Raw genomic sequence first — 19,312 nt, 5'->3', positions numbered from 1 at the left:
TAACGGATACATAGCCAGTACTTTTATGAACATATCCAACCACTTACGGAAGAGGTTTTCGGTATTGGGTAGTACCCACAAGGCAAATGCAATTGGTGCTGCGATAATGAGGACGGTAATTAATATCTGCCGGAACATCAGCGTTAAAAACACTGCCATAATACCGAAGAAGGCGCCGATCATCACCACGAAGATGCTGCCGGTAACTGCGCCAAAAGCCAGATTTGCTGCGCCAACCGCTAGACCAGTTAAGCCGAGCAGCCCTCCCCGCACTTCCCCGCTGCCGTCGGGGCTGCTGTAGGGCGGAATAATATCATTACCCAATATAAACAGCCCACGGCCGAAGATGTTTGTAATATCGATTGCCAGCGAGGCCAGCAAGTAAGACAGCTGTACTAAAATAGCCGCCGCTACCAGTTTGGGCAGCATTTTCTTGACGGTATAGGCATCGAGGTTAATAGAGAGCGTATTCGCGAAAATGAAGACTAGAAAGATGATGATGAACAGGGCGTTGGCAAGATTACGCATCACTTGCCAGACCTTATACATCGGGTTTGAATCTACACTTGTACTAAGCGGTTTAAAGTCCAAAAACGGCTGAATGAACCTGTCTTCCACAAACTCTACCGTATCGGCCACCCCCCGGATGATTTTACAGACAATCCAATCGAATGCCGTGCCGCAGCCTTCATCATCGCCACCACTGCCGGTTGTTGGTGAGGCGCTGGCTGCCTCAGATCTTATGCATGTACGATATTTTGCTGTATCGCTCGAGCTGCTTTGGCACTTTGACTGAAGTGAAGTAATGAGAGCCGACTGACAGCCCGCTTTCTCTAGTGCGTTACCCTTACAGTCATCCAGTTGTGTGCTCGCCTCATTTACAAGTATTTCGCAGAGGGTTTTTTTATCACTATCCTCACACATCTTTTTTGCATCGGCAGCATGAGCGGCAGGGATTTTGATACTTACTCCATTATTTATAGATACGTCAAAAGACGGCAAAAATACGGCTGCAATTGCAACCACAAAATACATGCTCACCGTCAGGAGTAACCTGCTCCGCTTCATAAGCATAAGTTTAATCGATTTATCTTGATATTGCTAATCTGTCATAAGCTTTTTGACATCAGGTAAGCTACACAGATAGAATGGGGGTAATGAAGAACCTGCTTACCGCAATAATTATCACCCCGTTTCTTGTGGCTGCCGTGCTTGGCACTAATGTGTCGCTGGTCGCCTATGCTCAAAGCTCAAAAAACGCTCCAAGTGCCCAAAATGCTGAGAATCCGGAAAATAAAGTAGTCTGCAATGATCGCCGCGGAGTCTTTGTCGGCACGGGCGGTTTGTTTGGCACAGCTACCTGCGTGGGCGATCAGAACACCAATCCGATATTTGTCTTTATCAAAGCCCTGGCAAACTTCATGCTTGGCCTACTCGGGCTAATGCTGGTAGCTGTGATTATCTATGCCGGTTTCCGCTACATTATCTCTGGGGGCAGCCCGGATGACATTAAGGCGGCCAAAAAGCAGCTTCAGCAGGCGGCCACCGGCCTCGTGCTACTCTTAATTATGGCGGCCTTCCTAAACCTAATCGGGGTAACATAGCATGAACGATCTCTTTCCCAGTATTTTTAAAGGCGCGGATTTATCTTCTAACAGTATTGCCGTCATACCGATAATTTTTGCTAACATCATAGAAATCATCCTTATCTTATCTGGCGTACTGGCCGTCATAATGATCATTTGGGCCGGTATTAACTATGTAATTTCCCAAGGCGATCCCGGTAGAATCAAAAGCGCTAAAGACACCATTACCTACGCCATATTCGGGCTGGTGCTCTCAGCCGGGGCATTTCTGATAATTGAATTTATATTAGGCAGATTCCGTTGAAGCCTTTTTTCCAAAAACCGTTTTTGGCCGCAGGGTTGCTCTTCTCAATTTCAGCTGCTGCCTATTTTGCGGCACCGAACTTGCTGGCCGGCAACTACAAAGCCTCCACTTACATAGCCCAGTGTAAAAATCAGGTGGGAACTAATGCCGAAGGCACTTGCGATAATGTGGTGGCCGAAATTGAGGCAGCTGCAAAAAAATACCAGTGCAACTCACAGAAAACCGGCGATGTTGATGGCTGCTTAATGCAGTATGTGGGTGCAGGGGTGCAGAACATTACGGAAGGCCAGCCGAACCAGCCTCAAACCCTTAGAGACAGAACCGATCAATATATTGATCGGGTTATTAAAAAAGACGTTAATGAGATTGCCGGCAAGGTAGATAATGTTAATACCCCCAACCTGACATTTAAAAGAGTTGCTGTGGTCATAGTCGACTTGCTGGTCTTGGTGACGGCTGTGCTTTCGGCCTTCTTCCTTGTGCTAGGAGGCATCCGTTACGCCAGCTCTAGTGGCAACCCTAAGAACATCGAAGGCGCCAAGAATACCATTACCTATGCCATTATTGGCCTGATACTAGCCATCTTGGCTAAAGCGATTGTAGACTTTGTGGTGGCCAATCTACCCAAGTAGTTATACAATTGGCGTAATGAAAAAGCTTACGTATACCCTGGCTCTTGTTGCCTGCTTTTCGCTTAGCTCCCCGGCTTTGGCCGCGGGGCCACTAGAGACAATTAAAAACGGTGCCTGTGAAGCCACTCAAGATGCAAATAAGGTTTCATTTTTAGCGGGCTGCAATAAGGGTAATCAGAGCTTAGACAAGCCAAGCCAAAATGCTGCCGGTGATGCCCAGACTAGCTACTTGGCCACCCTGCTAGACCTCTTCATATTCGCGGCTTCAATCGTAGCTATTGCCTTTATTGTCATCGGCGGCATTAAGTACATTACCTCCACCGGCGACCCAACTAGAATCGCCAATGCCAAAAACACGATTTTATATGCTATTATCGGGTTAATCGTAGCCATTATCGCGCGGGCGATTATAGGATTCGTAATACAGAGGCTTTAATGAAGAAGTTTTTAACCAGATTAATATCAGCCGGTTCCGTGGCACTAATTCCTGCCATAGCTTTGGCGCAGCCGCAATGCGAAGGGGCACAAGCCGTAGGCGGAACTTGCGGGGAGGGGGCATTAACGGGATACATTAGCAACCTTATTAACATGGGATTCTATCTAGCCGGTACAATTGCGGTTGTCATTCTGATTATAGGCGGCATCGGCTACATCGGCTCCACTGGCGACCCAGCCCGCATCACCAAAGCCAAAAACACCATTCTGTATGCGGTTATTGGCTTAATAGTTACGATCCTGGCATATGCCATAGTCGGGTTCGTCATCGGGAGGCTTTAGTATGGGAAAGCGATTTCTGGCATCATTTTTTACGGTCATGCTTGGAGTTTTAATAATTGCACCCTCAGCTCAAGTGCTGGCAGCTACAAGAGCTGAATATGAAGCCTGCCTAGGGGCCAAAGGCACCCCCCTAGATGGCGAAGGAAAAAGTGTTCCTACTGCCACCGCCGGTAATATGGTTCGGTGTGATACTGGTAAGGAGCTCACGACTTTCATAAATAACATTAATAACGCTCTGCTCTTTATCGCCGGCGCGGTAGCAGTGGTAATAATAATAATCGGCGGTATCGGCTATGTAACCTCCACTGGCGACCCAGCCCGCATCACCAAAGCCAAAAACACCATTCTGTATGCGGTTATGGGGTTAATAGTGGCGCTACTAGCCTATGCTGTAGTAGGATTTGTACTAACAAGATTATGAAGAAACTGACTAGCTCACTAATTTATCTATCTCTGCTTGTTCCAGGCGCTGCCATGGCTTTTCACGAAGGCAAGGCTCACAACGAAGCCCACAGGGGAGCAGCCGAGGTTAGGCCGGAAAGCGCACCTCAATCGCTGGTAAACTCCATCCAGCAGATAGCAAATGTGCTGATATTCGTGGTAGGCGCCGTGGCTGTGCTTGTACTAATCATTGGCGGACTGACCTACGTAACCTCTGCCGGCGACCCGGCCCGAATCAAAAGGGCCAAAGACACCATTCTGTACGGTGTAGTCGGAGTAGTAGTGGCTATTTTGGCTTACGCTATAATCGGCTTCGTTACAAGCAATATTAAATAAGTAAAGTACTTATGCTATAATCACGGTAAGATTAAGGTATAATCTTAAAAAAAGGAATCATAATGAAAAACACTACCTCTAAAGTATTAAGAAAAACCGCCGAAGCCGGCGTTTACTTCAGCACCTTTATTCCTGCTGCCGCACTAGGACAGGATGCAGCCTGTGACCCGAATAGCCTGACCATTGGTGAAGGCGCAGATTGTGCTAAAGGCACCAGTAACACCACCACCCTATTCGGTGAGGGCGGTACATTCCAGCAAATTGCTAACATTCTCATCTTCCTGATCGGCGCCATAGCCGTCATTATGTTGATCTTGGGTGGCTTGCAGTATGTAATCTCTAATGGTGACCCTAAAAAAGTTGAATCGGCTAAGAACACCATTCTATATGCCATCATCGGTATTGTAGTTGCCATTCTGGCCTTTGCTATTGTCGGCTTTGTGACCGGCCAGCTAGCCCCTGCTGCTTAGTAATCTTTGATACTAAAAAAGCCCCGGCAAGGGGCTTTTTTAGTGGTGTAGCCGGCAGTTAGCTGGCTACGACTCTAATCTTCTTAACTTTGTCCTGGACGACTTTCGGAATAGAAATCGTCAGCACACCGTTCTTAAGCGAGGCTTCTGCCTTATCAGCATTAACACTGGCTGGCAGAATGATTGAGCGGCTAAATGCCCCCCAGTAGCACTCCTGCACGTAATAGTGCTCGCGGTCTACTACACTCTCTTCTACTCTTTCGCCGCGAATAGTAACTACGTCTTCGGCAATAGCGACTTCTAAGTTCTTAGGATCCACCCCGGCAATCGGGGCCTTAATTACGACGTTTTCTTTGGTCTGATAAACGTCAACGGCCAGCTGACCCTCTACCTCTTCCTCTTCTTCCTCTTGCAGCCAATCTTGGCTGTCATCTGCTTCGCTCAGGAACTCATCCTGAAGCACATTTTCTTCGCTGTTTTGGCTCTTTTTTGCCATAAGTATTCTCCACTTAGTACTTGAACAAATTGAGGCCTCGCCACCAACACCATATGTTGCACGTGTCTTGCCTTTCGCATATTATATGCAAACTCATCAGATAAAAGCAATACACCGGTAAGCATAAACTAAATGATTTTTTATGATTCAAGCCCTATTACAAATTATTTCGCCTCCTGAATGCCTGGAATGCAACCGAGAAGGAGCGCTAATTTGCCAAAATTGCCGTACTTATATCGTTGTAAAAAAAACACCAACTTGTTTCAGGTGTAATAAGCTAAGCGCGCTGGGCAGAACATGCAAAACCTGTCGTTCGTCTGCCAATTTAAGCGGTGTGGTAGTGGCTTCTCACTATGAAGGCACTGTAAAAAAGCTAATCGGCCTACTAAAGTACGAGCGCAATCGCGATGCAGCAGAGGTATTGGCGGTGGCTATGACCCCGCATGTGCCAGCTGCCGGCTTTGATTTCATTACAAGTGTTCCGATAGCGGCCAGCCGTTACCGCCAGCGCGGCTATAACCAAGCTGAGCTGTTGGCCAAGGCGCTTTCTATCCATATGGGAGTGCCCTATTGCCCGACTATGATTCGCCTAGGCAGTAAGCAGCAGGTCGGCGCGCGGCGAAATGATCGCTTGAGCCAAATAAAAGATACAATTGTAGTTAATAATCCCCTGCCCCAGAAAAAGGTATTGGTGGTAGACGACGTGCTGACAACAGGCGCCACACTAAATGAATGCGCTAGGGTATTAAAATCTGCCGGTGCTAAGACGGTCTGGGGCGCAGTAGCCGCCAAGCACTAGTTAAAATTGATAAAAATAATAACTTGGCGGAGAGGGAGAGATACTGCACCACGTTGTGACGAACTCTCACGGCTCGCTTTGCTCGCGCCGCGCTCGTGCAAGTCTATCTCATCAAGTAATAAATCCGACTAAAGTCAGATGCATTACTTGGCGGAGAGGGAGAGATTCGAACTCTCGCGGGAACTTGCGCCCCCCTACCGGTTTAGCAAACCAGCCCCTTCAGCCACTTGGGTACCTCTCCACGTCGTCTAGTATTTTAACAAACTTTGGCGGAGGGGGTGGGATTCGAACCCACGGTACCGTTGCCGGCACGGCAGTTTTCAAGACTGCTACCTTCAACCACTCGGTCACCCCTCCTCGCTAATGACTATTCTATCTGACGAAAATCGATTATAACAGCTGCAGCCCGGTTTACAATTTTGCATCAATATAAAAAATTTACTTTACCATAAGCGTAATGCATAATAAGAGCAGTAAATTACAGAGAGATGGAGCTACCACAAAACCTCCAGGCGGCCGAAGATAATACTCATATTAAACCTGTTACTTGGCAGGCATCTGAGTACGTGTTTCATGAAAAACCTACGTTCTGGTACTTAAGTTTAATCTTAATTATGGCTGCCCTAGCGGCCGTTCTTGCCTATTTCCAGCAATGGTTTAGTGTGGCGGTAGTAGCTGTTATGACCCTGGCTCTATTTATGTATTCCAAAAAAGCCCCCCGCACCCTAAATTACCAGGTAGACGAGCATGGTATTACGGTGGAGGGTAAGCTGTATCCATACAATCAGTTCAGATCATATGGTGTGCTTCAGGAGGTAGCTTGGCGCAGTATAGATTTGGAGCCTTCACGCCGTTTTATGCCCCGGCTAACCTTAATCTGTGAAAACGACAATTTTGAAAGCATCGGGCAGGTTCTGGCTGCCCATCTTCCCAGGGCCGATCGCAAGCTGGATATGGTAGAGCGCCTAAGCCGTTATATGCGGTTTTAGCGCCTTCCCAGAAGCCCCAGTTTATGGTAATCTTTTGCGGTTGATGTGCGCTCGTAGCTCAGTTGGATAGAGCGTCAGTTTGCGGTACTGGAGGTCGCAGGTTCGAGCCCTGCCGAGCGCACCATGCAATAATTATGCAATACGGAGAGGTGGCCGAGTGGTTGAAGGCGCCGCTCTCGAAAAGCGGTATGCCGGCAACGGTATCGTGGGTTCGAATCCCACCCTCTCCGCCAATAGATAATTTCTTACAAGCTAGCAACCGCCCAAAAAAACTTTTTATTCGCCACATTGTTTTGTTAAAAATGTTATTGCCAACTGACAAACTTGATGTTATTCTAACTTCTTACCTTAAAGGGTAAGACCATTTATAGCTTGAATTGTGTTTGCCGATGGCTCTGTGCTGTTCCGATAGAGAGCGGTATTGAGGCGTGGACAAACTATAACAAGGGAGGTTACACCCGTATGCTCAAAACGCTACCGGGTAGTACCGTAGTTAGTAGTGCCGTAAGTGCCATCCAAAGCACAGCCCGCAAGGTATTGAATCCATGCGATTGCGACTCCTTGCCGACTGTTATGGAGGTTTTTCGTACTGCTGCAGGAGATTGGTGCCTAATCAGTCCCTGCCAGTTCAGTGTACCGGCGATGGAGTACGTCATCGACTTCAATTTCGCCGATCCGACCACCAAGCTGCCCGGCAGAATGGTTCTAAGGCACCCAGATGACGAAAACTTTCCGCCTTGCATAGAGCTTAGGGAGATAGATTTTTTCCTAGGCAGCCTAAAGGCGAAAGAAGAAGGTTTTTACCTCGTGTCTCTACGAGAGACAAGCGAGCGGCCTGAATGGGCTGGCCGGCCGAGGGATCAAGAGCCTTCCCCTGAACCGGCCAAATCAGCATCTGGAGCAGAAAGCCGGGCTACCGGTCGCTTTCAGCGTCAGACTGAAGCCACACTTGTAACCGCCAACCACTAGACAGAGGAGAGATATGGAATCTGCTGTACTTACAAGGGACTCAGAGGCCGACACGCCGTTTACCGACATGCTCGGTCATCTGCCACCCCTTGAGGCTTGCGAGGAGCTTCAGGTGGCCCTAGAGGGCCAGGCAGTGATCTCCCAGCACAGGTTCTGCCAGGAGGCTCAGACGCTGGGTGGCGACTTCACAGAAGCCCCTTGGCTTCCCACACCCAGCTGATAGCTGCTACGCCCCAGGGGGGGGTACGGCCCGGCCGGAGATTTATTCTCTGGCCGGGCCTTTTACTTTTTACTTCTGGCTTACCAGTTGCCTGATTAATTCTTCCTCTGCTTGGCTCTGCTGTTTGTCGCCTAGCCTATCAAAAACCGATTTTATCTGCCTGTGCAGGCTAATATCATAAGGCGCCATCTTAATGGCTGCTTTCAAGTAATCTTTAGCCGCTAGTAAGTTTTCTTTTGTTACTTTCTGTTGGGTTAGCAGTATATCGGCCTTGAGGGCATACCAAAGGGTGCTCTCAGGTGCTGTTTCATCCAAAATCCGATTCGCCGAGACAGGCATGCCATTACCATATAAATCCCTGGCTAAAGCTAGCGCGGTGGCACCCTGCTGTTTGGAGTGTACCCGCTGAGCAAAAGATTCTATTGAAGCTGCTTTATTGCCTGCTGCTTTGGCCGAGGCAAGAGCATTAGCGCTATCCCCTGCCTCTAGGCTGGCTTTGGCTTGCAGTATGTATAACCCAGGAGTCCGCTCGAGCTTAATAGCTTTTTCGATTCTTTTCTGGGCTGCCTGGAAGCGGCTGGATCTCAGCTCAATTTCAATAGCCTTTAACTGTGCGTTAGGGGTTCCGGCTTGATCAAGCGCTCTCATGGCTTTACCTGGCTGGTTTTGTGCCAGGTAAATATCTGCCATTCTGTAGTTGTAATCAGGCTGGCTGGGGTCGAGGAAGGCTGCCATTTTATAGCCGGCTAAAGCCTGGGCCGGGTTGCTTGAGCGGTACTGTTCAGCTTGGGTTGCCAGCTTTTGGGCATGCGATTTAGTCGAGGGAATTACCCACCCAAAGAACACACTAGTAGCTAAAACAGCGCCGCCCGCCCAGAACAGTAGCTTATTTGATGGCTTTAATCTGTTCATCAAGCTTTGCCTTCAACTCCCCTGCTTCTTTTTTGCGCTCTCTGGTCTGCTGAATGAGATGACTAGGAGCAGATTCTATATAACGTTTATTAGCTAGCTGGGAGGTTAGTTTTTTTAGGTACCCCCCTATCTCGCTGCTTTGTTTCTGAAGCTGTTTTTGGTAGCTATTAACTGTTTTTTGATCGACATCAATCCAAACAGTCATACCCCGCACTGGAATCTGCAGCCCGCTCCCCTGCTTGCTCTCTGTAATACTTCCTGTTCCTGCTAAGCCTTCAATCAGATTCAGATTGTCCGTAATGATTTTAGAGGACTTAAAAAGTAATGACGGCTTAGAAATTCCTAAAGTGGTTTTAATGCTACGAATTTGGCTTACCAAAGCCATAATCTGTTCAAAATGCTTACTCTGTGCTGAATAAGACAGTTTTGGATCCGGCCAAGCTGCAGTAATGAGATTTTGCTTTTGCCAAGGGATTTTCTGCCAAATAGCTTCAGTTACAAATGGAGCAAAGGGGTGGGCGAGTTTGAGGATTGTTTCTAGGCAGTAGACCAGTACACCCGGGTTAACCTCCTTTTTAGAGGCTTCAATATACCAATCGGCCAGGTCATTCCAGAGTAGGGAGTAGATTCTTTCACCAGCTTCACTAAACTTATAATTTTCTATCGCAGCAGTGATATCGGTAGTTTCCCTAGTCAATTTATCCAGTATCCACCAGTCAGCTAGGCTTTTAGGCTCTGGCTTGCCAGGCCTCACGCTGTCATCGGCCTTTTCTAGGGTAAAACGGGCTACATTCCAGAGCTTATTACAGAAATTACGGTAGCTTTCTATCTTTCTCTCACTTAATGAGCCATCGTTTCCGGGGGTAATACCTAGTGTCAGAGCTAATCTGAGCGCATCAGTGCCGTATTTCTCGGTCATCCTTAAAGGATCAACCACATTGCCCTTACTCTTACTCATTTTCTTACCATGTTCATCGTTCACCATACCCCAGAGATAGACATCAGAGAAGGGGACTTTGTCAGTGCGATAAAGGCCCATCATCATCATGGTAGCAACCCATTTCGTCAAAATATCGCGAGCTGTTCCCATAAAAGCAGTAGGGTAGAAGCGTTTGAATTCGCCTGTGGTCATCAGGGTAATGTGAGGCCATTGACTTGAAGAAAACCAAGTGTCGAAGGTGTCGGTTTCCGCTCGGTAATTACCCCTGCCGTAATAGGCGATAGCCTCTTTTTCTTCCCATGAGATTATATATGCTTCTTTGTGCGGATCATTCGATGTTTTGTAGTAGACAGGTATACGAATGCCCCACCATATCTGTCGGCTAATATTCCAATCATGCAGGTTTTCCAGCCAGCTAATCAGCACTTTCTTGAACCTATCGGGGTAGAGCTTGGTATCTTGCTCCTTTACGGCCTTTATAGCCGGTTCGACCAAAGGCTTTACATGCATAAACCACTGCTCGGTAATGAGGGGTTCTATTACCGTTCCACAACGGTCATGTGTGCCAACAGAGTGGATGAGCGATTTACGGCCTGCCATCTTACCTTCTTTTTCTAGCCAGCTGACAGTCTTTAACCGGGCAGCGCCCACCGAGAGGCCGGCGACTTGCTCAGGCACGTTAATCATCTTACCGCTAGGATCTACAACGGTAATTTCTGGCAAAGTGTGGCGAATTCCTATCTCATAATCGTGAGCGTCGTGCCCTGGCGTAACCTTAAGCGCGCCGGTACCGAAATCTGGGTCTACGTGCGTATCGGCCACGATAGGAATAGGGCGGTTAACCAAGGGAATGGTAGCCGATTGCCCTATTAGTTTTTTGTAACGCTTATCCTTTGGGTTAACGGCTATTGCCACATCGGCAAAGATTGTCTCGGGGCGGGTGGTAGCGATCTTTAGTGAGCCGTAATCGAGAGTATATATTTCGTCCTCTCTCTCAATATGCTTAATTTCCACATCGGCAAAGGCGGCATTACACCTAGTACACCAGTTAACTATTCTGTTACCACGGTAAATTAAGCCATCATCGTGCAACTTCTTGAAAGTGTCATATACGATTTCGATTACGTCTTCATCTAGCGTGAATTTGAGCTTACTCCAATCGGCGCTTAGACCTAGAGACTTTAACTGGTTGACAATTTGCCCTTGATGTTTTCTTGTGAAAGTAAGCAAATCATTGTAAAACTGTGTGGGCCCTAAATCAAAACGGCTTTTGCCTTGCTTGGCTAGCTCCTGTTCGTACACATACTGAGTCTCAATACCGGCATGATCGGTGCCAGGCAGCCAAAGGGTGGGGTGGCCCTGCATACGCTTGAATCTGGTAATGACATCCTCCACTGTGTACATTGCGTGCCCAGTGTGGAGAGAGCCGTTGGCATTTGGAGGCGGCATAATAATACAAAAGGGCTTTTTCTTGGGGTCGCCCTGAGGTTCAAAAGCGCCAGACTCTTCCCAGAGTTTATAAATTCCGGCCTCATACCGCTTTGGCTCGTAAGCCTTTTCCATCTTCATAAGTAGATTTTACAAGATAAAGCTACATGCTCAAAACAGGATTAACTGCCACCTTGATATCAGGATAATCCACAGGCTGGTGGATTTGAGCCTGAAAGTAGCCCAGAGAGGCCACCATGGCAGCATTGTCTGTACAGAGGTTAATAGGAGCATAGCTGATTTCAGCGGGCAGCTGCTTTTTGAGCTCATCTCTGAGCAATCGGTTAGCCGCTACCCCACCAGCTATTACGACTGAAGTAGGCTGGTGCTGGCTGTAGGCTTCAAGCGTACGGTTCACTAGAATATCCACTACGGTTTTTTGGAATGAGGCTGCTAGGTCATGCTTTTGTTTTTCGGTTAACAGCTTTGGCAGCTCGGAAGAGGAAAGTTTATAATCTTTTCCGGCTGTCTGCTGGGCAGTTCTGAGTACAGCTGTTTTCAATCCGCTGAAGCTGAAGTTTAAGCCTTCAAGTTTGGGCTTGGGCAGGGGATAGGCGAGATCGTCTCCCTTTAATGCAGCTGCAGCAATTGACGGCCCACCGGGGTAGGCTAGCCCTAGCATCTTAGCGACTTTATCAAATGCTTCACCGGCAGCATCATCCAGAGTCTGGCCGAGAAGCCGGTAATTACCATGATCTTTAAACAAAACCAGCTGGGTGTGGCCACCAGAAACGATTAATGCCAAAAGCGGGAATTTTGGTTGAGTATCAATTAGGAAATTGGCATAAACGTGCGACTGGACATGGTTGATAGGGTAGAGTGGTTTGTTTTTCAGCTCAGCTAATGTCTCGGCCGTGAGTGTTCCGATTAGGAGTGAGCCAACCAGTCCAGGGCCATGTGTAACGGCAATGGAGTCTATACCGCTCCAATCCACCCCAGCCTCTGCCAGAGCCTGCTCTACTACCGGCAGCATTACTTCTATATGGCTTCTGGCTGCCACCTCTGGCACCACGCCTCCATACTGAGCATGAATTTCTGTCTGTGAGGCCACCACATTACTCAGCAGCTTGGTACCGTTCTGCACTACGGCAGCGGCGGTTTCATCGCAAGATGTTTCTATTCCCAAAACGTTCATGGGCTTAGTATCTGCCATCTGCTACCAGCTATCAAGCGCAAACTGGTACAATAAGCGGTAATGATCAATACTGGAATACCTCAAGAATCGTGGGACGAAGCTCTTATTGAGCTAGGCGGCGGCATTCTGCAAAGCCGAGCTTGGGCGCAGTTCCAAGCTGACTTGGGCCGTAAAGTAGTCTATGGACAAGGCGAGGGTTGGATGTGGTGCGGCTCGGTTGTAGAGGGCAGGGGAGTGAAGTACTTATACGTTCCTTACGGCCCGGCAGTTGGGACGGGCGAGGATTGGCTACGCTCCTTGCAGGCTGCGGGTAAGCAAGAGGGGGTAGACTTTGTCAGGTTTGAACCTATTGGGAATATCAGCCAAGAGGCCTTAAGCAGGGGCAGACGAATACCAGATATGCAGCCTTCTCGCAGCTGGGTTTTAGACCTATCCTCTACGCCTGAGCAACTGCGCGCAAATCTTTCCTCCGGCAACCGAAACATTATTAATAAAAGTGAGCGCTCTGGGCTAGTGCTGCGGTCATCATCTAGCGAACGGGATATAAAATTATTTTTAGACATGCTGCATGATACTGCGGGCAAGTCAGGGTTTCGGCCGCATAGTGATAAGTATATGACGGCGCTTCTAGCCACACTCATGCCGCAAGGTGCAACCAAGCTCTTCTTTGCCGGCATGGATGGCAAGGAGGTGGCAGGCGCCATTGGGTTCGATTTCGGTGGAACTCGTTACTATGCCCATGCGGCTTCGTTCCAGCAGCTGAATAAGGAGCTGCAGGCTGCTAGGCCTCTAGTGTGGCACATGATTTTGGATGCCAAGGCGGCCGGTCTGACCAAGTTCGATTTTTGGGGGGTCGCCCCATCTGATCAGCCAAACCACCCGTGGGCTGGCCTGAGCAAGTTCAAGCAATCATTCGGCGGAGAGCCAGTAGAGTATGCCGGCACATATGACATTCCTATTAAGTCGGTTAAGTATTTGTTTTATCGCCTGGTAAAAAGGATTCTACCTCTATGAGAGAAGCGACAGCCGAGGAACTAGCAAAGTGGAATGAGCTAGTAGCGGCCAACCCCGATGGCGGCAACGTGCTGCAGGCTAGAGCCTTCGGCGAGGTTAAGAGTAGGCACGGCTGGCAGGCCAAACATTTAGTATTTGAAAACATTGCGATTTTGGCTTTGCAAAGGGAAATATTAGGATTAGGCAAATTTTGGTATATCCCTAAAGGGCCTGGCGTGAAAGACACTGTGCAGCTGCAGCGGCTGGCGGCCAAACTTAAAAAAACCGACGCCTTTGCCGTAAGAATCGACCCTGAAATAAAAAAAGGTGGCGTGGTAGGCTCGGGCTTTGAAAGGGCGCCGCATGACATCCAGTACAACATCGCAACTGTCATAGTTGATCTTGCGCCCAGCGAAGACGAGATACTGGCCTCCTTCAAGCAAAAGACCAGATATAACATTCGCCTGGCTGAAAAGAAGGGGGTAAAGGTTGAGACGGTTGAAACTAACCCAGAATCGATCAAGCAGATGTACAGCTTAATGCAAAGCACCCAGAGGCGCGCAGGTTTTTACTTGCGTGATAAGGCGTATTTCACCGACTTTTGGCAGCTGCATGCGAATAGCGGCACTGGCCAGATGTTTTTTGCCAGCTACGAAGGCAAGGTGCTGGCTGGAGCTTTTGTAACCTATCTGGGTTCAGCAGCCCTGTATAAAGACGGCGGTTCGGTGCGTGAGCATAGCGAGCTGCAAGCGCCATACCTGCTGCAATGGGAGATTACGAAATGGCTGAAGGCTAGGAGTGTGAAAGAATACGACCTACATGGCACACCGCCAGCTGATCAGATTGATAACCCTAATCACCCCCTAAGCGGCCTGGCGCGCTTTAAGACCGGTTTTAACCCAAGCATAAGCGAGTTCATCGGTACGTATGATTTAGTGCTTAATACGGCTTCATATAGGCTCTGGCGGGCATTTGGGGAACGCTTGGCCGCAGCTTATGAGATCCGCGCTAAAAAGCGGCTATTCTACTAAGAGAGTAAAAGTCTAACTTTGGCTCGCTTTTTTGGCATCCATACCTGCCAAGTAGATAATAAACACTAGACTTGCAGCGCAGCACATTCCTATGACGTTTTCCGAAACCAAGATGCTGATTTCAAAACCTAGACGGTAGAGCAGTATAAAAAGGGTAATGACAGTACATGAGGCTGCAAAAATGCAAAAGCAAAGCTTAACCAGCCGCCTTTCTTCCTTAGTGGTTAAATTCGGATATATTTTTTGCATTAACTTCACGTACACCCCCTTAGCTGTTATGTTTATCTTCGCTTTTGGGGCTGTGATTGTCAATCGTCTAATTCGGCTTGATATACTAGTGCTATGAGAAAATTAATTAAAGCTTTTATTCCCAAGACGCTCTTCCGCATAATCGAACCTTATGGCCACCTGCTTGAGGCGGTAATTATGAATATTTATTACGGTTTTCCGGCCCGTAATCTTGAGATTATTGGGGTGACCGGCACCGATGGCAAGACCACCACAGCCACCATAATAACTTCCATGCTGAAGCAGGCGGGGTATAAAACAGGAATGCTAACGACCGTTTCGGTCGATTATGGTGACGGCCCGCAGCCTAACAATACCCGCATGACAGTAATGCCCTCTGGCATGATGCTGCGTGAAATTAAGAAAATGAAACAAAAAGGCATTAAATGGCTGGTGCTGGAAACTACCAGTCATGCTCTGGCCCAGAACCGGGTTTGGGGTGTGCCGTATAGTCTTGCTGTAATGACCAATGTGGCTCATGAACATCTCGATTACCACGGCAGCTTTGAAAACTACCTGAATGCCAAGAAAAAGCTGTTTACCCTGGTCGGCCGAAACCGACGCGGCAGACAAGCCGGTGTGGTAAACGATGACGATCCTAGTGCCGGCTTGTTTGCTGCCGAAGTAGCGAATTCTATTCGCTACGGGCTAAAGGAAGGAGCTAGTGATGTCTACCCGCTCGAGCTGCGTTCAACTGCGGCGGGCAGTACCTACCATGTACGCCGGGGGGCGGCAACTCTGAAAATTACTACCCACCTGCCCGGCAGTTTTAATGTATCTAATTCACTGGCGGCTGTGTGTGTCGGTTTAATTCTGGAATTGACTGATGAGCAGATAGAGAAGGGGATTGCCTCGCTGGAAGCGGTGGAGGGGCGCATGACTCAGGTAAATTGCGGCCAGGACTTTAATGTGATTGTCGATTACGCTCATACGCCCGATTCTTTCGAGAAGGTCTTTAACGAACTGGCGCCCATGACCGAAGGCAGGCTGATAGTCGTTTTCGGTTCTGCAGGTGAGCGCGATCATGCCAAGCGGCCGCTACAGGGAGAGATTGCCGGGCGCCTCTGCGATATTGTGGTAGTAACCGAAGAAGACGACCGCAGCGAAGACGGCATGATGATTCTAGATGAAATCGCTGCCGGGGCTGAGCAGGCCGGCAAGGCTAAAGGCAAGGACCTGTTTTTAATCCATGACCGTGCAGAAGCTATTCAGAAGGCCGTTTCTTTGGCTCGCACCGGCGACACAGTGCTGATGCTGGGCAAAGGGCATGAAAAGTCGATACTAGGAAGCTCCGGCAAAAGGCCTTGGAATGAAGTTGAGGCAGCCCAGCAGGCGCTTAAACTAAAAACAGAATAGGGCTGCTTTTTTTCTGTACTTTCCCACCTATGTCCACTGCTTTAACCATGGTGTAGCTCCAATGTGCAGCACTTTACCCCTCCACCAGATTTGCGGAATTCGCTTACATCTATGCCGATCGGGTTGTATCCCTCACTTTTCAATCGCCTAATTAAACCCTCAGCTGCAGCCGACATCACAATGCTACCCCCATCGCTAACCGCATTCAGACCAAAAGCAGCCGAGTCACTGGGGCTAGCCTCGATCTGTTTCGGGAAATGTTGAACAAGTTTCTGTCTGCTTTCCGCATCAAAGGCTGCGGGGTAATACATTACGGTGTCGCTATCAATTGGGCACATAGCCGTATCTAGGTGGTAGAACTTTGGGTCGACCAAGCGCAGGCTGACAACCGGCTTATTAAAAAACTCTGCTAGTTCGTCAGCTGCCTTTGGGCTGGACCTAAACCCATGTCCCGCAAAAATAGCGTAGCCATTGTAGAGGCAATCGCCCTCCCCCTCAAAATCATTCTTCGGCATACAGATTTCTTTCGCTCCATTTGCCCTAAACCACGCTTCGAACTGTGCGGTTTCCGGCTGGCGCTCAGGGTGCTTAAACTTTGGCAGCATAGCCTTCCCCTCGATAAACAGACCCCCATTGGCGGTAAACACCATATCGGGCAGACCACTTGCGGGCTCGATTAATTGAATTTCATACCCTAGCTTCTCGTATGTATCGTACAGCTTTTGCCACTGCGTCTTTGCCAGTGTCACATCTACCGGATTATCTACATGCATCCAGGCGTTAATTTCGTAAGCCACCTCAAAATAGGTGGGCCGGCACATTAGGACTGTTTTAACCATTGGCATTATTATATCTGATGATTCTGCCCCGGCAAGCAAGCAAAAATAACGGCTCTTGACACAAAAAATCTAGCTTATTAAGATTAAATTAGCAGTCTAGCACTAAGAGTGCTAATTTTATGTAAGAGTGGAGGAGCAATGAAATTACAACCGCTTGCAGATAGATTAGTGGTTAAATCGTTAGAGGCCGAGGCCAAAAGTGCCTCTGGTTTTTACATTCCAGAATCAGCTAAAGAAAAACCGCAAATAGGTGAGGTAGTGGCTGTCGGTAAAGATGTAAAAGAGATTAAAATTGGCGACAAGATAGTCTACAGCCAGTACAAGCCCGATGCTGTAAAGGTCGGGAGTGATGAGCTTTTAATAATGAAAGAAGAGGATGTCTTGGCGTTAGCCAGGCAGTAAGGAGGAATTATGGCCAAACAAATTTTTTATGATGACGACGCGCGAACTAGGGTCCTACAAGGAGCCAAAGAATTATATGATGCAGTTAAGGTAACCATGGGTCCCAAGGGCCGCAACGTGGTAATAGGCAAAAGCTACGGCGGGCCGACCGTAACGCACGATGGCGTAACAGTAGCGAAGGCCGTTGAGCTGGAAGAAAAGAAAGACAGCGAATCGCTCGGCCGTGGCATAGGCGCAGAGCTTATTAAGCAGGCTGCCTCAAAAACTAACGATGAGGTTGGCGACGGCACCACGACTGCCACTGTTCTGACTTACCACATTTTGAGTGAAGCCAATAAGTTGATTGCCGCTGGTCACAACCCAATGGATCTTAAGCGCGGATTAGACGAAGCCGCCGGTGAGTTGATTAAAAAGATCGATACCATGACCGAAAAGATAGCCGGCAATAAAGAAAAGATTGCCCAAGTAGCTACCGTTTCGGCTGGCGATTCTGAAATCGGTGAGCTGATTGCCGATGTGATTGAAGCCGTAGGGGAAGAGGGTTCGGTAACTGTCGAGCAGTCGCAGACGCTGGGGCTGGAGAAAGAAGTGGTCGAAGGCTTTAAGGTCGACCGTGGTTATGTGAGCCCGTATATGGTGACTGACGCCACCCGAATGGAAGCGATTTATGAAAAGCCGCTAATACTTGTAACAGATAAGAAGATCGGCTCAATCCAAGACATCTTACCTTTACTTGAAAAGGTAGCCCAAGGTGGCAAAAAGGAACTGGTGATTATCGCCGAAGATGTGGAGGGCGAGGCCCTAGCCACATTAGTACTTAACCGTCTTAAAGGCGTGTTTAGCGCGCTGGCTATTAAGGCGCCATCTTTTGGTGACCGGCGTAAGGAGATCTTGGAAGACATTGCCATTCTCACTGGCGCTACCGTAATTAGCGATGAGCAGGGCGTAACGTTCGAAAACGCTACCGTGGATATGCTGGGCTCTGCACGCAAAATCATTGCCACTAAGGACGACGCTACGATCATAGAGGGCACCGGCAGTTCATCCGAAGTAAATTCTCGCATTAGCCAGCTGAAAGCTCAGGCCGAAAACGCTACCAGCGAGTTTGAAAAAGAGAAGTTTGAAGAGCGGCTGGCCTCCCTAGCCGGCAAGGTAGCCGTAATTAAGGTCGGTGGAGCCACAGAAACCGAGATCGAAGAGAAGAAGTTCCGGGTGGATGATGCCGTAGCGGCTACAAAAGCTGCTGTGGCTGAAGGGATAGTGCCTGGCGGCGGCGTAACGCTGGCCGATCTTTCAAAAGAACTTGATGTGGAGCCGACCAGGGTGAGCAACTCTCAAGAAGCTGGGCAGTTAATACTTAAGAATGCCCTAGTGGAGCCATTCAGGCAGCTGATGCTGAATGCCGGCTTAAATGCCGAAGAAAAGCTTGCCAAGGTGCTAGAGGCCAAGGCCGGAGTAGGCGTGGATGTTAATAGCCCGTCTAAGACAGTAGTAATGAAAGAGGCCGGCATAGTTGACCCAGCCAAGGTCACACGCGAGGCAGTCCAGAACGCCGTCTCCATTGCCGGTACAGCTATGACAATGGGGGGTCTCATAGTCGAGATCCCAGAAGAGAAACCGGCTGGCGGAGCTGCACCTGACATGGGAGGCATGTACTAGCCTTCGTCTCTAGTTAAAACCACAAAAAGACAGCAACTTTTTTAATGGCTATTGACATAATTAACAAAATTAAGTAATATAGCCGGCATAGTTCGTGAGGTGCTCAAAAGTCTCACGGTACCAGTTCCCAAACAAGTCGCCCCACTTCAGCAAAGCCGGTATTAGGCCAGCCATAGCCACTTTATCCGCGCGAGCCGTTAATATTACGGCGCTATACGGAAAAAGGCAGGCTGACGTCCGAAAGCCACTG

Annotated in this window: 23 protein-coding genes and 4 tRNA genes; 18 read left to right on the top strand and 9 right to left on the bottom strand. The window is 48.6% G+C overall.

Going from position 1 to position 19,312, the window contains the following annotated elements; all coding sequences use genetic code 11:
- Positions 1–1,068: hypothetical protein (locus tag VNA68_00210; protein ID HVE80558.1), on the bottom strand; the 1,068-nt coding region annotated here is incomplete at its 3' end.
- An 89-nt stretch (positions 1,069–1,157) separates the two neighbouring features.
- Between VNA68_00210 and VNA68_00205 the strand changes: the two genes are divergently transcribed.
- The 8 genes from VNA68_00205 to VNA68_00170 all read left to right on the top strand — a co-directional run bounded on the left by VNA68_00205 (position 1,158) and on the right by VNA68_00170 (position 4,546).
- Positions 1,158–1,604 carry a hypothetical protein gene (locus tag VNA68_00205; GenBank protein ID HVE80557.1) on the top strand — a complete coding sequence of 149 codons (447 nt, stop codon included), beginning with the start codon at positions 1,158–1,160 and terminating at the stop codon, positions 1,602–1,604.
- Between the two features lies 1 nt (position 1,605).
- The gene (locus VNA68_00200) at positions 1,606–1,890 is read left to right on the top strand and encodes a hypothetical protein (protein HVE80556.1); all 285 of its coding nucleotides are present in this window, start codon (positions 1,606–1,608) and stop codon (positions 1,888–1,890) included.
- Positions 1,887–2,522, top strand: coding sequence for a pilin (locus VNA68_00195; GenBank protein HVE80555.1), 636 nt, complete (start codon positions 1,887–1,889; stop codon positions 2,520–2,522). Before VNA68_00200 ends, VNA68_00195 begins: the two co-directional genes overlap by 4 nt.
- A gap of 16 nt (positions 2,523–2,538) precedes the next feature.
- Complete coding sequence (locus tag VNA68_00190; GenBank protein HVE80554.1) at positions 2,539–2,958, top strand: pilin; 420 nt, start codon at positions 2,539–2,541, stop codon at positions 2,956–2,958.
- Positions 2,958–3,299 (top strand): hypothetical protein, encoded by a 342-nt coding sequence (locus VNA68_00185; protein ID HVE80553.1) that lies wholly within the window; start codon positions 2,958–2,960, stop codon positions 3,297–3,299. Before VNA68_00190 ends, VNA68_00185 begins: the two co-directional genes overlap by 1 nt.
- 1 nt (position 3,300) lies before the next feature.
- Entirely contained in the window at positions 3,301–3,720 is a 420-nt protein-coding gene (locus VNA68_00180; protein ID HVE80552.1) for a hypothetical protein, read from the top strand.
- Positions 3,717–4,076, top strand: coding sequence for a hypothetical protein (locus tag VNA68_00175; GenBank protein HVE80551.1), 360 nt, complete (start codon positions 3,717–3,719; stop codon positions 4,074–4,076). Before VNA68_00180 ends, VNA68_00175 begins: the two co-directional genes overlap by 4 nt.
- A 62-nt stretch (positions 4,077–4,138) precedes the next feature.
- Entirely contained in the window at positions 4,139–4,546 is a 408-nt protein-coding gene (locus VNA68_00170) for a pilin (GenBank protein ID HVE80550.1), read from the top strand.
- Between the two features lie 58 nt (positions 4,547–4,604).
- On the opposite strand, the gene VNA68_00165 is transcribed toward VNA68_00170, so the two are convergent.
- Entirely contained in the window at positions 4,605–5,042 is a 438-nt protein-coding gene (locus VNA68_00165) for an Hsp20/alpha crystallin family protein (GenBank protein ID HVE80549.1), read from the bottom strand.
- Between the two features lie 142 nt (positions 5,043–5,184).
- On the opposite strand from VNA68_00165, the gene VNA68_00160 reads away from it, so the two are divergent.
- Positions 5,185–5,841: a ComF family protein gene (locus VNA68_00160; protein ID HVE80548.1), complete on the top strand. Its 657-nt coding sequence runs from the start codon at positions 5,185–5,187 to the stop codon at positions 5,839–5,841.
- Between the two features lie 148 nt (positions 5,842–5,989).
- On the opposite strand, the gene VNA68_00155 is transcribed toward VNA68_00160, so the two are convergent.
- Together VNA68_00155 and VNA68_00150 are read right to left on the bottom strand one after the other, a co-directional pair.
- A tRNA-Ser gene (locus tag VNA68_00155) sits at positions 5,990–6,082 on the bottom strand.
- A gap of 26 nt (positions 6,083–6,108) precedes the next feature.
- Positions 6,109–6,198, bottom strand: a tRNA-Ser gene (locus VNA68_00150).
- Between the two features lie 131 nt (positions 6,199–6,329).
- Between VNA68_00150 and VNA68_00145 the strand changes: the two genes are divergently transcribed.
- The 4 genes from VNA68_00145 to VNA68_00130 all read left to right on the top strand — a co-directional run bounded on the left by VNA68_00145 (position 6,330) and on the right by VNA68_00130 (position 7,799).
- Entirely contained in the window at positions 6,330–6,830 is a 501-nt protein-coding gene (locus VNA68_00145; GenBank protein HVE80547.1) for a hypothetical protein, read from the top strand.
- Positions 6,831–6,877: 47 nt separating this feature from the next.
- Positions 6,878–6,954: transfer RNA gene (locus tag VNA68_00140), tRNA-Arg, on the top strand.
- Between the two features lie 19 nt (positions 6,955–6,973).
- Positions 6,974–7,063: transfer RNA gene (locus VNA68_00135), tRNA-Ser, on the top strand.
- A 229-nt stretch (positions 7,064–7,292) separates the two neighbouring features.
- The gene (locus VNA68_00130; protein ID HVE80546.1) at positions 7,293–7,799 is read left to right on the top strand and encodes a hypothetical protein; all 507 of its coding nucleotides are present in this window, start codon (positions 7,293–7,295) and stop codon (positions 7,797–7,799) included.
- A gap of 289 nt (positions 7,800–8,088) precedes the next feature.
- Here the strand turns inward: VNA68_00130 and VNA68_00125 are convergent, their stop codons facing one another.
- The 3 genes from VNA68_00125 to tsaD are packed head-to-tail and all read right to left on the bottom strand — an operon-like array spanning position 8,089 to position 12,512.
- Positions 8,089–8,931 carry a hypothetical protein gene (locus tag VNA68_00125; GenBank protein HVE80545.1) on the bottom strand — a complete coding sequence of 281 codons (843 nt, stop codon included), beginning with the start codon at positions 8,929–8,931 and terminating at the stop codon, positions 8,089–8,091.
- Positions 8,906–11,440 carry a valine--tRNA ligase gene (locus VNA68_00120; GenBank protein HVE80544.1) on the bottom strand — a complete coding sequence of 845 codons (2,535 nt, stop codon included), beginning with the start codon at positions 11,438–11,440 and terminating at the stop codon, positions 8,906–8,908. Before VNA68_00120 ends, VNA68_00125 begins: the two co-directional genes overlap by 26 nt.
- 22 nt (positions 11,441–11,462) lie before the next feature.
- The gene (gene tsaD / locus VNA68_00115) at positions 11,463–12,512 is read right to left on the bottom strand and encodes a tRNA (adenosine(37)-N6)-threonylcarbamoyltransferase complex transferase subunit TsaD (protein HVE80543.1); all 1,050 of its coding nucleotides are present in this window, start codon (positions 12,510–12,512) and stop codon (positions 11,463–11,465) included.
- 42 nt (positions 12,513–12,554) lie between these two features.
- Between tsaD and VNA68_00110 the strand changes: the two genes are divergently transcribed.
- Together VNA68_00110 and VNA68_00105 are read left to right on the top strand one after the other, a co-directional pair.
- The gene (locus VNA68_00110; GenBank protein HVE80542.1) at positions 12,555–13,508 is read left to right on the top strand and encodes a peptidoglycan bridge formation glycyltransferase FemA/FemB family protein; all 954 of its coding nucleotides are present in this window, start codon (positions 12,555–12,557) and stop codon (positions 13,506–13,508) included.
- Complete coding sequence (locus VNA68_00105) at positions 13,505–14,518, top strand: peptidoglycan bridge formation glycyltransferase FemA/FemB family protein (protein HVE80541.1); 1,014 nt, start codon at positions 13,505–13,507, stop codon at positions 14,516–14,518. Before VNA68_00110 ends, VNA68_00105 begins: the two co-directional genes overlap by 4 nt.
- Positions 14,519–14,530: 12 nt before the next feature.
- Here the strand turns inward: VNA68_00105 and VNA68_00100 are convergent, their stop codons facing one another.
- The gene (locus VNA68_00100; GenBank protein HVE80540.1) at positions 14,531–14,776 is read right to left on the bottom strand and encodes a hypothetical protein; all 246 of its coding nucleotides are present in this window, start codon (positions 14,774–14,776) and stop codon (positions 14,531–14,533) included.
- A gap of 84 nt (positions 14,777–14,860) precedes the next feature.
- Between VNA68_00100 and VNA68_00095 the strand changes: the two genes are divergently transcribed.
- On the top strand, positions 14,861–16,162 hold the full coding sequence (locus tag VNA68_00095) for a UDP-N-acetylmuramoyl-L-alanyl-D-glutamate--2,6-diaminopimelate ligase (GenBank protein HVE80539.1): 1,302 nt from the start codon (positions 14,861–14,863) through the stop codon (positions 16,160–16,162).
- Positions 16,163–16,203: 41 nt separating this feature from the next.
- Here VNA68_00095 and VNA68_00090 read toward each other — a convergent pair whose 3' ends face one another.
- The gene (locus VNA68_00090) at positions 16,204–17,001 is read right to left on the bottom strand and encodes an arginine deiminase family protein (GenBank protein HVE80538.1); all 798 of its coding nucleotides are present in this window, start codon (positions 16,999–17,001) and stop codon (positions 16,204–16,206) included.
- Between the two features lie 138 nt (positions 17,002–17,139).
- On the opposite strand from VNA68_00090, the gene VNA68_00085 reads away from it, so the two are divergent.
- Together VNA68_00085 and groL are read left to right on the top strand one after the other, a co-directional pair.
- Positions 17,140–17,403 carry a co-chaperone GroES gene (locus VNA68_00085; GenBank protein ID HVE80537.1) on the top strand — a complete coding sequence of 88 codons (264 nt, stop codon included), beginning with the start codon at positions 17,140–17,142 and terminating at the stop codon, positions 17,401–17,403.
- A gap of 9 nt (positions 17,404–17,412) precedes the next feature.
- Positions 17,413–19,062: a chaperonin GroEL gene (gene groL, locus VNA68_00080; protein HVE80536.1), complete on the top strand. Its 1,650-nt coding sequence runs from the start codon at positions 17,413–17,415 to the stop codon at positions 19,060–19,062.
- Positions 19,063–19,312 lie beyond the last annotated feature (250 nt).

This window comes from Candidatus Dormiibacterota bacterium, from assembly GCA_035536395.1.
Lineage (GTDB): Bacteria > Patescibacteriota > Saccharimonadia > UBA4664 > DATLOE01 > DATLOE01.
This window is presented reverse-complemented; position numbering and strand designations above follow the sequence as displayed.